We start from the raw sequence: 14,849 nt of genomic DNA, 5'->3' as shown, positions 1-14,849 counted from the left end.
TGGAGCAATTATGGCGTCCGGGCAAGATTGATCAAGCCGGCTGGCATTCGAAACGGTAGCCCACGCCGTACACCGAATGAATCAATTCCTGGTCGGCCACCTGCTGCGAGAGTTTCTTGCGCAAATTCTTGATCTGGCTGTCGATGGCGCGGTCGAAGCGCTCGCCGCCGGCCTCGAAGGCCAGCTCGAGCAATTGCGCGCGCGAAAAAATACGCCCGGGCTGGCGCGCCATCACGCTCAGCAGGCGAAATTGCTGGACCGTCAGTTCCAGCCGCGCCCCATTCCAGGTGGCGCACAGGCGTTCCTCGTCGATCGACAGTGCGCTGGTCGGCGTGCGCGGCCCGGCCGCCGCTTTCCCGCGCCGGCGCAGGCACACCTGCGCGCGCGCCACCAGTTCACGCGGGCTGAACGGCTTGCACAAATAGTCGTCGGCGCCCACGTCAAACCCAAGCAGCCGGTCGATTTCTTCCACCCGCGCGGTCACCATGATCACCGGCACGTCGGTAAACGTGCGCAGCTGGCTGCATACGGCGGTGCCGTCCAGCCCCGGCAGCATGAGGTCGAGCAAGACCAGGTCAGGCAGGTTGGCGCGCACCCAGTCGATGACGTCGTCGCCGCGCAGCAAGTGGTGGGTGCGCATGCCTGCCTGCTGCAAGTAGGCAAGCTGAATCTCGGCAATACGCGGTTCATCCTCGACCAGCAAAACGAGGGGTGATGTCATGGGCAATCTCCGTGGTGGGCATGCCGCGCATGGGCCGGCAGCAAGATGTCGATACGCAAGCCGCCCAGCGGCGCGTGGCTGGCCTGCATGCGCCCGCCGTGACCGGCGACAATGGCGTCGCAGATCGCCAGACCCAGCCCGGAACCGCCGCTGGCCCTGCTGCGCGACTCGTCGACGCGATAAAAACGCTCGAACAGGCGCGCCAGTGCGGCGTCGGGCACGCCCGGCGCGGAATCCTCGACCCGGATCACGATGTGCGGGCCGGCCAGCGCCAGGGTCAGGTACAAGGCGCCGCCGGGATCGGTGTAGCGCAGCGAATTGCCGATCAAATTCGACAACACCTGGCCCAGGCGCTGGCGGTCGGCCTGGACCAGGCATCCCGGCGCCAGTTCATCGATCAGTCGATAGTGCAAGGGATGGCTGGCAAGGCGCGGCGCGAAGGCGGCCGCCACCTCGCCGCACAGCTCGGCCAGATCGACCTGCTGGCACAGCAAGGCCTGGGCGCCGGCATCGGCACGCGCCAGTACGTGCAGGTCGCTTACCAGCCGCTCCATCTCCCTGACCGTGTCGGACAAGACCGCCAGCTTGTCTGGGGTCGGCGCAATGATGCCGTCCTGCATGGCGTCCAGATGGGTCGCCAGGATCGTGATCGGCGTGCGCAGCTCGTGCGAGGTGTCGGCCACCCACTGCACCCTGGCCGCTTCGCCCGCTTCCAGCTCGCGCAGCAGCATGTTGTTGCGCAAACCACGCGCGCGCAGCAGCCAGGTGGCGGCGCCGCTGACCAGCAGCACGCCGAGCATGAGCAGGCGCAGCGGCAAGGAATACGGGCGTGGCTGGTCCCAGCCACCGCGCGGACGCGCCCCGACCTGCCAGAAGCCGTCCGGCGTGGCAATCAGCGCCGTTTCCGACAGCGCATCGAAGGTCGCCGGCGCGCCGTGGAAAACAGCGCGCGGCGCACCACCCGGGCTGAGATGGCGCAGCCCGAAGACGATGTCGGGAGCGGCCAGCAGCGGCTTGGCCAGCGCCATGAAGCGCTGGTAATCGATCACCGCGCTGACAAAACCCCAGAATTGCAGCCGGCTGTCCGGATCAAGATAGACCGGGCGTCGCGCCACCATGCCCACGCCGCCATCGGCCATTTGCATCGGGCCGGTCAGGCGCAGCGTGCCGTCGCGCGCGCTTTGCTCGGCCTCGGCCAAGGTCGGGATCGCGTGCAGATGGCCGGCCTGATCGGGCGGAAACACATGGCGCACCACCGCATTCGGCGACAGGGCCAGGGTGCGCACAGCGGGCGCATCCTTGAGCAAGCCCTGGCCCAGGCGCTGGAACTGCGCTTGCGTCAGGTCCGGTTTCAGCTGCACCACGGCCGCGCCCGCCGCCAGCGGCGCCAGGTGCTGGTGCAAACGCTGTTCCAGCATCGAGCGCAGCGCCGCGACCTGCTCGGCCACGCGGGCCCGCTCGCGCGCGTGGAACGACTGCGTGGCGAGCCAGTCCAGCCGCAGGCAGGTGCCGGCCACCACCAGGCCGACGAGAACCGTGCGCGCCAGGGGCGTACTGTGCCAGCGTAAGGTCATGGAAAAGTGAACAACAGCGTACCTCGTGATTGCGCGCGCGTCAGTACGCTGGAACCGGCAATTCTATCCGAAACTATTCATTCCTAAAAGCAATCGCGAACCGATCAGTTGTGACGGCATCACCATCGCCAAGGGCGCTATAATTGCAATTCCCACAACAGTGCCGGCCGCCACAGCGTCTTCCGGAGAAATCATGCACGACATCGCGGCCAAGCTGGAGCAGCTGAAAGAAGCCATTTACACCGACTTTCCCGCCGAGGTTGGCCCTCCGGTCGTACAGACGCAGTTCGGCATGACCACCAACTTTTTCCGTAACGGCCCCAAACGCAAAGTGGCCGTCTTCACCAACGACGGCATCGACTTCCAGTATGACGACAACGCCAGGGAAGGCGATGACAGCAAACTCGAGGTGGCTATGTTCAAGGCATTCAACGTCGTGCTGGAACAGGCCGAACGCGTGCTCGGTGCGCCGCTCGGCCACCGGCCGCTTGACTGGAGCAGCGTCATGGATGTCGAAGAATACGACGACGACTTCGAAGGCGAGAGTTGCGACGACACCGCCTGGACGCCGGAGTACGACCAGGGCGCCTTGCTCGCCTGCGACGAGGACCGCACCCGCTTCTGGTGCATGAACGGGCGCTATATCTTCCTCCAGGGCGGCTACATTACCGGCGACAACGACATTGTCGGCTACGTGGCCATGACCATTACCCCCAAGCTGGGCGACGCCGAACCGGCGGGTGAATGGCCGCTGGTCACAGGCCACCTGATATTGAGCGACGGCAAACCGTATCTCACTGTCGATGAGAACGCGCAGGCCGATCCGGCGACCATCCAGGATCTGGTGGTCTACTGGCAGGGCGCCGCCCCGCTTCCCGCGCTGCTGCACCAATTACCCAAGCTGGAGGCGTTGAACCTGTCGGCGGTCGGCCTGCCGGATTTGCAGTTCCCGCTCGACGCCTTCCCCCATCTTCGGAAGATTCTGATCGATGGCGACCGCAGATCCGACGATGCCAACAGTCATCCCGCACTGCGCTGCGTCAAGGACCTGATCACGCAGGCCCTGGTTCAGGTCACCACGCTCGACATCCGCGGGTTCGGCAGCAACAAGGGCGACCGCCTCGCCCTGGCTGATCTGCGCGGCATCGGCCGCTGGCGCTCGCTCACGTCGCTTCGCCTGACCTACAATCAGTTCGCCTTTACCCAGGCCGAGTTCGACGCCTTCATTGACGAACTGCGCCAACTGCCGCTCGAACGGCTTGAACTGATCGGCAACGAGTCGATGGCGGCGCCCGTGCCAAACCATTCCGGGCGCACTTACTTCGATCTGATCAGGGAAGCGCTGCCCGCCGTCTGGGTGTCCACGGCGTTCAGCTAACGTGCGGCGCAAGATGCGCATCTGCGTTCAAAATAGCATCACTTTCATTTGACGCGGACACCCCCATGCGCATCGCCACCTACAACATCAACGGTATCGGCAGCCGCCTCCCCGCCCTGCTGGAATGGCTGGAAGAAACCCAGCCTGACGTCGCCTGCCTGCAAGAACTCAAGGCGCCGCAGGAACGCTTCCCCGAAGCCGCCCTCAACGAGGCCGGCTACCAGGCCCTGTGGATCGGCCAGAAAAGCTGGAACGGCGTGGCGATCCTGGCGCGCGGCACCACCCCGGTGGAAGTGCGGCGCGGCCTGCCGGGCGACGACGCCGACGAGCAAAGCCGCTACCTGGAAGCGGCCATCGACGGCGTCCTGGTCGCCTGCCTGTATCTTCCCAACGGCAACCCCTGCCCCGGCCCCAAGTTCGATTACAAACTGGCCTGGTTCGAGCGCCTGATCACCCACGCCGAAGGCTTGCTGGCCAGCGGCGCGCCGGTGGTGCTGGCGGGCGACTTCAACGCCATCCCGACCGAGCTGGACGTTTATAAACCCGAACGCTGGGTGACCGACGCCCTGTTCCGCCCCGAAACGCGGGAAGCCTTCCACCGCCTGCTGGCGCAGGGCTGGACCGACGCCCTGCGCACCATGCACCCGGACGAACGGATCTTCACGTTCTGGGATTATTTCCGCGATGCCTACGGACGCGATGCCGGCCTGCGCATCGACCACCTGCTGCTGAGCCCCATGCTGGCCGGCGCGCTCACGGCGGCCAACGTCGACCGCGATGTGCGCGGACGCGAAAAGCCGAGCGACCACGCACCCACCTGGATCGAACTGGACCTGAAGAAAGTCACCAGGTAGCGCACGCTATCGCGGCAAGCGCCTAACCGGGCCCCTTCAAGGGTGCCAGCTGCTTGAGCAAGCCTTCCAGCCCGCCGTACACATTCAGGTGCTCGATTTTCTCGGTGATCTTCTCCAGAGTCTCGAGTTCCTTCAGGCGCAGCGCCACCGGATTGTCTTCCATGACCTTCGCCGTATTCATCAGCGAACGGGTGGCGGCGGTTTCTTCGCGGCGCCGGATCACGTTGGCCTGCGCCGCCTTTTCCGCTTCCACGACCTTGCCCAGGATGGCCTTGATTTCGCCCGGCAGTATCAGATCCTTGATGCCCAGCGAGATCATCGCAATGCCCAGCACGGCGGCCTTGTTCTGCATGTAGCCGAGAATCTGCTCGTCGGTGTCGTTCTTATTTTCCAGCAAACCGTCCAGCGTGCGGCTGCCGATCGCGGCGCGCAAGGCGAACTGGATTTCCTTGTAAATAAAATCCTTGTAGTCGTTCAGCTTGGACGTGACCAGCTGCGCATCGGTAATCTGGTAGCCCGCCGTGACATTCACGCGCAATTGCACCTTGTCCTGCGTGAGCATTTCCTGCCCGGTGACTTCAATCACGATCAGGCGCGTATCGATGGCGGTCATGGCCAGGCGCTTGCCGCCGTGCCAGTACGCATAAAAACCGGGTTTCAGGGTCGCTTCGAACACGCCGTCCACATGGAACATGCCCACATGCTCCGATGGCACCTCGCAGGTGGTCAGATACGGTTGCAACAAGGCCGCCACCGCCGCATTGCCGCGCATGGCCGAGATAATATGGGCCGGCACCGGCAAGGGTGCGCCATCGAGTTCGATCAATTCGGCGCGCAGCTGGCGGCTGGCCAGCGCCTGCCTGGCCGGTCCGGATACATGCACCAGCTGGTTCTTGTCCCACCAGAGCGCCAGTTGCTTGCCGCCGGTTTCGACCGAAAACAGGTGCTCGCCGATGGCTGCATGGGCGCTGCCCAGGATCGACCTGACCACGTCCTTCGCTTCGAGCACCTGCGCTTGCAGCGAGGTGACCAGCCTGGTTTTCGGCAGCACGTCGAAATACGCGTGCCGCCCCGGCGCCAGGAAGTCGGCAAACATGTCGTCGACGAACAGCATGCCGAACGATGCCGCCGGAATCGCCACTTGTTTGATGCAGGCCATCGACACCCCGATCGGCAGGCGCGCCAGCCACGCGGCCGGCACTGTCAGGTCGCCGGCGGCGCGGGTGCGCAAGACCTCGATCGGCAAGCCGTTCTTCCAGAACGCCTGCAGCGCATTGGGCGGCACCACATGCTGGGTTTGTCCGCTGATCACCAGCGCCACTTCATCGACGCCGGTGCGCACAATCTCAAGGTGCGCGGCCAGGGCGGCGCCATGCATGCTGGCCAGCCATTCCAGATTCGGCACCTTGGCGGGAAAATCCGACAGGCTCAAGACCTCGACGGTTTTCGAGGACGGCAGGAAGTAGCTGCCCGCGCCGAGGATCTTGTCGAATCCTTTGGGGGTGGAAAGCAGGCCGACCTGCCGTTCTTCTATTAATTTTCGCTGGAACATGGAGTATCTCGATAAAACCCTCGCGGCAGCCTTCCACGCAACCGGGCGGATGACGGTATCGGGACGGCGCTGCCGGATCGGGCCGGGTACGCCGGGCCATGCAGACCAGCCCAAGGCGCAGGATGATCTGGATAACCGTTGATACGTCGGTTGGAAACGCAGGGCCGGCGCCGGGTGACCGCCATGCAAAGCCGGGCCACGCTGTCGTTGCGCAATGCCGCGTCGATGACTTGACGGCGCGCGGCGCAACGACCGGAAATTGGCCGCCTGAGGGATGCTGCATAAGTGTTGCACGATCCGGATGGTAAGTCCGGGAAAAACTACCAGGCTGCGTCATCAGGAATCGAACCTGAGAAAGGCCGGATAATGCGGTACGCGAACGGTAACGCCGTCGCGCCAGCCTGCGCTCACGAGCCAGGACCGCTGCAGGTATCCGGCTACTTTTCCGCCATGGCAACGCCATCGCAGTATATCGCAATCGCGATAACAAATTGCCAAAAAGATTTATCTGACAAGCACGCGCAATAACACGGCGGCGCGTTATCATCTTGCCCGTCAATATCGACAGCACATCCGATTTTTCCCATGCCCACCATTTTCTCGCATCCCGCCGTTCCACTCGCCATCGGCCTGGCGCTCGGGTCGCGCATTATTCCGGGCCGCTTGCTGGCGGCCGGCGTGCTGGCATCGATCGTGCCGGATTTTGATGTCGCCGGTTTGCACATGGGCATTGCGTACGCGAACGAACTGGGGCACCGGGGAGCGTCGCATTCGCTGGCGTTTGCCCTTGTGCTGGGATTGCTCGCGGCGGCCTTCGCCACTGAACTGCGCGCGTCGCGCCTGGCCGCGTTTTTGTTTATCGCCGTCTGCGCGGTCTCGCACGGCTTGCTCGACATGTTCACCACCGGCGGGCTGGGCGTGGCGCTGGCCTGGCCGGTATCGGATGCGCGCCTGTTCTTCCCGGTCCGCGTGATCCGGGTCAGCCCGCTGACCATCAAGACCTTCCTCAGTGCGCGCGGCCTGACCGTGATGCTGTCCGAACTGCTGTGGGTGTGGCTGCCCGCCGCGCTGGCCGGGCTGGCGCTGTATGCCGCCTGCGGCAAAGCAGGAAAAGCTGGCAAACCAGGAAAGAAGAGCAAGGCGCGCGCGCCTGGATAGATTTAGAGGCGCGCGGCCAATGCGCGGGCCTGGGCCAGCCATGCGGCCCTTTGGTCCGCCGTGGAACCGAGAATCGGGCCGCATGTCAGCGTTTTGACCGGCGCGATGCCACAAAACTCCAGCGTGGTCGTTTTCATCTGGCGAATCGCCGGTGCGCGGTACACCAGCCGGTAGTACCACGGCGGCGTATCCATCGTCACCAGCAACTGCGCAGTGCGGCCAACCAGCAGCTTGGCGGGAAACGCCTTGCCCTTCTGGTACTTGAAGGCAAAGCCGGGCAGCATGGTCCGCTCCAGGAAACCCTTGAGCAGCGCGGGAACGCCGCCCCACCAGACCGGAAACGCAAACACCAGATGCTCCGCCCACGTGATCAGTTCCTGCGCCTTTTTCAAATCGGGCTCGAGTTCCTGCACCACCTTGTAACCGTGATGCAGGATCGGATCGAAGGCCAGCCGGTCCAGCGCCAGCAGCTGCACGTCGTGCCCCGCCTGCCGTGCGGCATCGGCGTAAGCCTGCGCCAGCGCGCTGCCGAATGTGCCGTCCGAGTCATGCGCGGCGATCACCAGTACGCGTTTGGGCCCTGTTTTACTAGCCATTGCAACCTCCAGAAATGTTATTTCAGGAAGTATGCAGCTTGTCCCATGGGGCAGAGTCAAGCGCCGGCGCGATGCAATCGGCGAGGGTGCTTGGGACGGGTGTCGCCAGGCAGACTCCAATCTCGGCACTGGCCTCGTCCAGCTTGCGGTCCAGTTCCTGCAAGCGCGCCACCTCGGCACGCACCACGGCGCGGCGCTGCTCCAGCACGGCCCTCAAACGCGCCCAGTCGGGCGCGCCCTGCACGGCCACCAGCAGCTGCCCCATTTCGGCCAATGTGAAGCCCAGCGCCTGGACTTGCCGGATCAGCTGGACCTGCTGCAGGTTCTGTTCCGAATACACGCGGTAGGTGCCCTTGCGGCCCACTGTGCCCAATAATCCCAGGGATTCATAAAGCCGGATTGCCTTGGGTGAGGCATGGGCCCGGCGCCCTAGTTCGCTGATATACATGCTGGTCTGCCGATGATCGAATGAAAGAAACACGGCAGCAGTGTATCTCCGACGGCCGCCGAAGGTGAATATTGACAATGCCGAACCGGGCATGTTACCTTCGAAAATCAGACTGGAAGCGATTCCAATCGCATTCGGCACGCCACCGGGCGCGCCCCACCCTCACCACAATGGAAATCCCGATATGAAAAGCGGTCCGGCATCGTTGGTTGGCACAGTCGCATTGGCGGCGGCCCTGTTCGCCCTGCAAGCACAGGCAAGCACGCCCGAGCCCGGGTTGGGGGCGCTGCCCTTTGCGCTCGACATACGCGCCGATCCGGGCGCAGCGCAGGTGCAGGCGGGCACGCTGGTGCTGGTGGCCAAAAAAGGCACCGATCTGTACGCCAATACCGACGGCAGCGAGACGGCCGATAACACCCCGCGCGTGCTGTTCCAGCCCACCGGCGACTTCATTTTTTCGGCCAAGGCCGCCGCCGGCTTCGGCAAGCCCTTCGACGGCGCAGCGCTGATTGTGTACGGCGACAAGGCGACCTGGGGCAAGCTGCTGTTCGAGCTGGCCAAAACCGGCAAGCCAGGCATTTCGACGACGGTGGCCAAGGGTGCGGGCGATGACGCCCACCACGGTGCCCGGGAAGGCAACGAGGTCTACCTCAAGGTCGTGCGGCGCAAGGACATGTTCGTGTTCTACACCTCGCAGGACGGCGCCAGCTGGAACATGGTGCGCGCCTTCAGCCTGCCGGGCGCGGCCACCGTCAAAGTCGGCTTCTCGGCACAGTCGCCCATGGGAGAGGAGTTCCGTGCCCGTTTCTCCGACATCAAGTTCAGGAATGCGGCGTTCAAGGACTTCTGGCAGGGCGAATAAGCAAGCCGTCCTTGCTATGATATTTCCTGCCGCTTGGCGCACGTCGGCCATGCCGATCCTTACCTTTTTACGTCGACGTGGCGCGCATCGCGCGATTGCGCTTTCTTTTTGGTCGAGGGCGATTAGCCTGGCATTGATAATGTTACGCTCGCGCATCACCAAAACCCGGCGTCGCCAAGTGCGGAACGAAATCGAGCAATTCCAGGAAACCCGTCATCCTATTTCAGTTTCATGCACCCAAAAAGGCTCAGGTTCCGTAACGTCGGAATGTGGCATCTCAATATTCAAGGGATCAACCATCATATCGAAAAGAGCACCGCTGTCGTTATTATTATCAGGCTTTAATGGAGAAACATCTCCGCCGCCATCTTGCCCATCAGGTTTTCCTCCATCGTCAACACTACAAGCGAGCAGAGAGTAAAAATTCCTTATCGGGCAACAAAAAACATGCGCGTCGGTCGTGATCGCCAAGACGTTTGTGAAAGCTAAATCATCCACCTGTTTCTTGAGCTCTCCCTGCCCGCCCCCATCAGGCAAAGGCTTAGGCCCGGAACCAGAATTTCCACTGCCGTCACCGCCTGAGCCACCCTTATCTGAATCTCCCTTGTCACCTGGCTTGCTTCCTTTCGCTTTCATGAATAATTCAACATACTTGTAGAATTCAATCCCGTCACAAGTGTACTCATCTGTTAGCAATATCTCAGCCGGACTACGATCGTTACTCGCGTCCCAGTAATCGTGCGCCTTTAAACCAAGTTTCTTTTCTCCTTCCTGCGCCTCGCCGTAAACGATATTGTGAAAAGGCTTCATTTCCTTACCGTGCTTCCTGGCTTTTTTTATACTTGTTTCTGAACCCTTGAATTTTACGATTTCAACGCCGATCAGCTTTCCTTTCGTATCTTTTGCATTTGGTCCAAATCGTTTGAATTCAATGAGAAACCAACGCGCATCCGTCCTTCCAATAACATCGCCGGCACGTTCGAAATTGCCGGCCAGAGGGCATATCAGCTTGTACCCGGACAGATTGGTTAGCGCAAATAAGTACTCCACTGTTTTCTCCCACCAGATCAACTCTGCGGCCTCCGGAATTTCTTTCAATGCGATGTCAGCAACCCCAACCTTTTTCGCAGCACTTTCAACGGCGTCATCCTGCAAAGTCGTATTTGAGGCTGAGGGCTTTCGACGACTATCTTTTGAAATCATACGGGCTTTCTGCGAAGAATTTAACTCGGGTTTACTTAGATATTTTTCTGTTCAATACGTGGAAACACAGAATAGCACCTCCGCTGGAGCGAAAGTACGTGAATTGTCACTGGGCGCGCTGCCTCACGATTCTGCTGAAGGGCTAGTACTCCCAATCACGCATCTTCCGCCACCCAGACCAGGTTCCACAGATGGCCATCGGGATCCTCGAAGCCCTGATCGTACATAAAACCATGATCCTCAGGCGGATGCGGGATGCGCGCGCCGGCGGCGCTCGCCTTTGCAATCAGGCTGTCGACTTCCTGCGCGCTCTCGCAGCTCAGGCAAATGATCACCTCGTTGGCCTCCAGCGCCCGCACCACCCGTTTGCTGGTGAACGACGCGAAAAAGTCTTCTGTCATCAGCATGGCGTGGATGCTGCCGTCCACGATGTTCATGAACGCCGCGCTGTCGCTGCTCATCGCCGGATTAAAGCCAAAGCCGAGTGCCTCGAAGAACGCCTTCGATTTGCCCAGGTCCCTGACCGGCAGGTTAAAGATGATTTGTTTGTTCATGCTGTCTCCGTATTGAAAAGTGAATCCACACAAGCGTGCTTCATCCCTGCGACGAACGAGCTGGCACAAGTTCGACAAGCGCCGAATAAAAATTGCAACGTTCGGCCAATATTGTTGCAAAAACAGCCAAACAGCAATCTCGACAATTCTTGAGAATATGCAACATGTATAATCGCGCCCTTCGATGCTCTTTATTCAACATTAGTTTTTATGGTTGATCTAAGAGAACTATATAATGACAAAAAAGGATGACTACGATGCGGATGCGACTACTTGGATTGATTTCGGCGACAGCCCTCACAGCGTGCGGCGGCGGCAGTGATGCGCCACCGGCGCCAACGCCGGCGCCGGCACTTCCCACGATACCCATCGCACCGCCAGCGGTGACGCCCGTCACGCCGCCAGTAACAACGATTCCAGTCCCGGGCCTGCCCATCAACCCGCCGGTCACCGTCATCCCACCGGTCGACGTTCCGACGCCGCCGGTCCTGATCCCGACGCCGCCGACCCCCACGCCATCCCCGGTCACGCCACCGGCCAGCGGCGGCCCGACCACCCTGCCGGCCCGCACCGTGGGCGACTTTGCCACCTATACCGACGTCACCATGGGCTGGAAAGTGTCCGTCACCCAGCGCATTACCAAGGTCAACGCCGATGGTGGCTGGGAAAACGCCGATTCGGTCAGCCAGGAAAAAGGCGCGCAAACCATCGAGAAGTTCGACGCCAAGGGCGGCATGCTGTCCAGCAATTCGTACGCCGGCTGCACCGCCACCTACGCCCCGGCCGCCACGCAGGCGCCCGCCAGCGCCTCGGTCGGCGACAGCTTCGACTTCGCCAGCACCATGAGCATCCCGTGCTCGAAGGAAGAAACCTCGCGCGCGCTCACCAGCAAGGGTACCGTGGTCGGCATCGAAAGCAAGACCGTTCCGGCAGGCACTTTTTCCACCCTCAAGATCGTCTCCAACGAAACCAACCTCGACCTGCGCACCGCCAACGTCTACGTCAACTACTGGGTCGAACGAACCTGCTGGCGCGACATCGTCACCGGCTTGATGGTGGCATGCAACACCCGGACCACCTCGAAAGGTTCCGGCGACGTCAGCTTCTCCAGCGCGACCGAACTGGTCAGCTACGGACAGGCCTCGACCAATCGCGAATACCTCGATCCGATCCGCTACGCCGGTCCGTGGAGCGGCACCTTCGGCGCGTATTACGGGGCGTGCGAGCTGAACATCGGCTTTACCGGCGTGATCACAGGATCGTGCAAGGCGGATGCGCGCACGACCTCGGTCACCGGGAGCGTCGACAAGACCGGCGCGGTCAAACTGAGCATGAGCGTCGCCGGCGGCGCCACCGACACCCAGACCGGCCAGGCCGCCCTGTTCGACATGAGCGGCCCGCTGGCCGGCGCCGCCGCACCGGGCGCCTGGTCCCTCAAGCACAAGTAAGCAATACCCAACCGGCAGCGCCGCGCCCCAGCAGGCGGCGCCGCCGGCTTACAACCCACCATCGCCGCCCTGCCATCATGCTCACATCGCCCGCCGTCACCGTCCCGGAAACCTCGAAACCCGTCGGCCTGGCGCGCGCCGCCATCGGGCTGATGCAGGGATTGTTCCTGTACCTGCTGTTCAAGCATGACTACCTGTTCGCCTCGCACATTCGCCTCTCGGCACTGCTGGTCGGCGCGCTGGTGCCGGTGCTGGCCATTTCCAGCCTCGGCCACGTGCGCCCCAGGCTGATCGCCCTGTGGTGTGCGCTGGCGGCGAGCATCCTGGCCGGCATCGGCTGGCACGCCACCTGGCGCGAAACGCCGGCCCTGGATGGCGCGGCACCATTGTTGTACTGGCCTGCCATGCTGCCGCTGGTGTTCTTCTTCTGCGTGGTCATTTTTTTCATCGGCCACTCGCTGGTGCTGGCCGCTGCACAAGACCGGCGCCGCCTGGCCAGCTACGCCACCCATTTCGACATCGCCTGGAAGCTCTTCATCCAGCTGCTGTTCTCGGCCTTTTTCACTAGCGCGCTGCAACTGGCCATGTGGCTCGGCGCGATCCTGTTTGAACTGGTCAAGATCAGCTTCTTGTCGGAGCTGATGAAGTCGCCGCTGTTCGTGCTCCCGCTGCTGTGCTGCGGTTTTGCCTGCGCGCTGCACCTGACCGATGTGCGCCCCGCCATCGTGCACGGCATCCGCAACCTGCTGCTGGTGCTGATGTCATGGCTGCTGCCGGTGGCCACCTTGCTGATCGGCGGTTTCGCCCTGTGCCTGCCGTTTACCGGCCTTGACGCGCTGTGGGCCACGCGCAACGCCACCGTGGCCCTGCTGGCGGCCGACGGGCTGCTGGTGCTGCTGATCAACGCCGCCTGGCAGAATGGCTCCGTCGCCGACTCGGTGGCGCGCCTGGTGCGCCTTGCCGCGCGCGTCGCCTGCGTACTGCTGCTGCCGCTGACCGCCATCGCCACCTACGCGCTGGCCCTGCGCGTGGGCGGCCATGGCTGGACCTCGGACCGCATCTTCGCCGCCGCCGCACTGCTGGTAGCGAGCTTTTACGCGTTCGGCTACCTGTGGGCGGCGCTCGACAAAGGCGGCTGGCTGCGCCGCGTAGCGCCGGTCAACCTGGCTGCGGCCTATGCCGCCATCGCCGTGCTGACAGCGCTGCTCTCGCCGCTGGCCGACCCGGACCGCATCGCCGTCAACAGCCAGCTCGCGCGCCTTGAACGCGGCGTCGTCAGCCCCGACAAGTTCGACTACTACTTCCTCAAATCAGAATCGAAGCGCTATGGCGCCGCCGCCCTGCTGCGCCTCAAGGAGGGCAAGACCGGCCCGAACGCCGCCCTCATCGCCGCGCGCGCCAAAACCGCCCTCGAAACACCGGACAGTGGCCGGCGCTTCGTCGAACAGCACACCGTCAAGCCGGTCGACCAATTGAATGTGTGGCCGGCGGCGGCGCGCCTGCCGGACAGCTTCCCACTGTCGGTATGGAAGCGCACCGACGACGTTCCCGACTGCCTGACCCAGGCAAGCGGCCGGTGCGATGTGTTCGCGATCGATTTCGACGCCGATGGCAAGAATGAACTGTTGTTCATCGGTGACAAATCCTACACCTCGCCGACCGTGTTTACCGAATCGGCGCCAGGCAAATGGACCATCATGGGCAGGCTGCAAGGCATGGCGCGCTGCAGCCAGTTTGTCGAGCGCCTCAAGAAGGGCGACTACAAACTGGTGGCGCCGCGCACCCGCCAGATCGAGATCGCCGGCATGACGGTGCAGTTGAATCTGGCCGGCGCTGGCAGTGCCGCATCCTGCAATCAGTTCAGCGACGGTGATCCAACTTCCGGGGACTGATCAGCGCCGGCGCCGGATCCACGCGTAGCACAGGAGCGCCAGCAGGCCGAAGGCATTCAGGGCCACGCTGGCCGTGGCCAGCGTGGTCAGCTTGCCGGTAGCGGCATCGCCGGCGTGGGCATTGGCCTGCATCCTCAGCATTTCGGTGCGTACCCATTCGAGCGAGGTCGGCTCGAACGGCGTTGCCGTGCCGGCCGTGAGCGCAGCGCCGTCAAAGGCCAGTTCGACCAGATGGTCCTTGGTCAGTTGCAGCGGCAGCTTGAGCACCAGTTCCTCCTTGACGCAGCCATGCAGATGCAGCGCGGCGTCCAGCTTGCCGGCCGGCGCCACGAAGCGAAAGCCCACCGGCATGCCGGCCAGGCTGGCGTTCTCGAACAGCAGCATGTCGCCGTTGATCGTCAAGCCTACCGTGCAGGCCTCGCCCGGCTTGTAAGCCGGCGCGCCGGCCGGCGCCTTGACCACCAGGTCGATCCAGCCATGGTCGTGCGCCAGCAGATAGTCGCGCCGCGAATCCGGCATTTCCTTGGCGTTACAACCGCTATTCGACAACAGCACGGCCAGCATGCTCCATGTGGCGATACTGCGCAGGGAACGATTCATACAGGCTTT

At 62.8% G+C, this 14,849-nt stretch carries 14 protein-coding genes; 6 read left to right on the top strand and 8 right to left on the bottom strand.

Annotated elements, in window-relative coordinates; all coding sequences use genetic code 11:
* Positions 1 to 31: 31 nt before the first annotated feature.
* Positions 32 to 721, bottom strand: coding sequence for a response regulator (locus F1609_RS22535; protein WP_167078901.1), 690 nt, complete (start codon positions 719 to 721; stop codon positions 32 to 34).
* Positions 718 to 2,295: an ATP-binding protein gene (locus F1609_RS22530; RefSeq protein ID WP_167078900.1), complete on the bottom strand. Its 1,578-nt coding sequence runs from the start codon at positions 2,293 to 2,295 to the stop codon at positions 718 to 720. The genes F1609_RS22535 and F1609_RS22530 overlap by 4 nt, the downstream gene beginning before the upstream one ends.
* Before the next feature lie 193 nt (positions 2,296 to 2,488).
* Here F1609_RS22530 and F1609_RS22525 point away from each other — a divergent pair, with 193 nt between their 5' ends.
* Positions 2,489 to 3,673 carry a leucine-rich repeat domain-containing protein gene (locus F1609_RS22525; protein ID WP_167078899.1) on the top strand — a complete coding sequence of 395 codons (1,185 nt, stop codon included), beginning with the start codon at positions 2,489 to 2,491 and terminating at the stop codon, positions 3,671 to 3,673.
* Between the two features lie 65 nt (positions 3,674 to 3,738).
* A complete protein-coding gene (xth, locus tag F1609_RS22520; protein ID WP_167078898.1) occupies positions 3,739 to 4,527 on the top strand; it encodes an exodeoxyribonuclease III in 789 nt (262 codons plus the stop codon).
* Between the two features lie 22 nt (positions 4,528 to 4,549).
* Here xth and F1609_RS22515 read toward each other — a convergent pair whose 3' ends face one another.
* Positions 4,550 to 6,079, bottom strand: coding sequence for an SPFH domain-containing protein (locus F1609_RS22515; protein ID WP_167078897.1), 1,530 nt, complete (start codon positions 6,077 to 6,079; stop codon positions 4,550 to 4,552).
* A 585-nt stretch (positions 6,080 to 6,664) separates the two neighbouring features.
* On the opposite strand from F1609_RS22515, the gene F1609_RS22510 reads away from it, so the two are divergent.
* On the top strand, positions 6,665 to 7,237 hold the full coding sequence (locus F1609_RS22510; protein WP_167078896.1) for a metal-dependent hydrolase: 573 nt from the start codon (positions 6,665 to 6,667) through the stop codon (positions 7,235 to 7,237).
* Positions 7,238 to 7,239: 2 nt separating this feature from the next.
* Here the strand turns inward: F1609_RS22510 and F1609_RS22505 are convergent, their stop codons facing one another.
* Positions 7,240 to 7,833: an NAD(P)H-dependent oxidoreductase gene (locus tag F1609_RS22505; protein WP_167078895.1), complete on the bottom strand. Its 594-nt coding sequence runs from the start codon at positions 7,831 to 7,833 to the stop codon at positions 7,240 to 7,242.
* A gap of 22 nt (positions 7,834 to 7,855) precedes the next feature.
* The gene (locus tag F1609_RS22500) at positions 7,856 to 8,281 is read right to left on the bottom strand and encodes a MerR family DNA-binding protein (protein ID WP_167078937.1); all 426 of its coding nucleotides are present in this window, start codon (positions 8,279 to 8,281) and stop codon (positions 7,856 to 7,858) included.
* A 184-nt stretch (positions 8,282 to 8,465) separates the two neighbouring features.
* On the opposite strand from F1609_RS22500, the gene F1609_RS22495 reads away from it, so the two are divergent.
* Positions 8,466 to 9,143, top strand: coding sequence for a DUF1349 domain-containing protein (locus F1609_RS22495; RefSeq protein ID WP_167078894.1), 678 nt, complete (start codon positions 8,466 to 8,468; stop codon positions 9,141 to 9,143).
* Positions 9,144 to 9,356: 213 nt separating this feature from the next.
* Here F1609_RS22495 and F1609_RS22490 read toward each other — a convergent pair whose 3' ends face one another.
* Together F1609_RS22490 and F1609_RS22485 are read right to left on the bottom strand one after the other, a co-directional pair.
* Positions 9,357 to 10,346, bottom strand: a complete 990-nt coding sequence (locus tag F1609_RS22490) for a hypothetical protein (protein ID WP_167078893.1) — start codon at positions 10,344 to 10,346, stop codon at positions 9,357 to 9,359.
* A 155-nt stretch (positions 10,347 to 10,501) separates the two neighbouring features.
* On the bottom strand, positions 10,502 to 10,900 hold the full coding sequence (locus tag F1609_RS22485) for a VOC family protein (protein WP_167078892.1): 399 nt from the start codon (positions 10,898 to 10,900) through the stop codon (positions 10,502 to 10,504).
* Between the two features lie 257 nt (positions 10,901 to 11,157).
* On the opposite strand from F1609_RS22485, the gene F1609_RS22480 reads away from it, so the two are divergent.
* Together F1609_RS22480 and F1609_RS22475 are read left to right on the top strand one after the other, a co-directional pair.
* Entirely contained in the window at positions 11,158 to 12,348 is a 1,191-nt protein-coding gene (locus F1609_RS22480; RefSeq protein ID WP_167078891.1) for a hypothetical protein, read from the top strand.
* Positions 12,349 to 12,425: 77 nt separating this feature from the next.
* A complete protein-coding gene (locus F1609_RS22475; protein WP_167078890.1) occupies positions 12,426 to 14,240 on the top strand; it encodes a DUF4153 domain-containing protein in 1,815 nt (604 codons plus the stop codon).
* Here F1609_RS22475 and F1609_RS22470 read toward each other — a convergent pair whose 3' ends face one another.
* Entirely contained in the window at positions 14,241 to 14,840 is a 600-nt protein-coding gene (locus tag F1609_RS22470; protein ID WP_167078889.1) for a hypothetical protein, read from the bottom strand.
* Positions 14,841 to 14,849: the final 9 nt, after the last annotated feature.

Origin of the sequence: Massilia aquatica (assembly GCF_011682045.1) — a bacterium.
Classification (GTDB): Bacteria; Pseudomonadota; Gammaproteobacteria; order Burkholderiales; family Burkholderiaceae_D; genus Telluria_A; species Telluria_A aquatica.
Note: the sequence above shows the minus strand (reverse complement) of the source record. Positions and strands in the feature narration are given on the sequence as shown.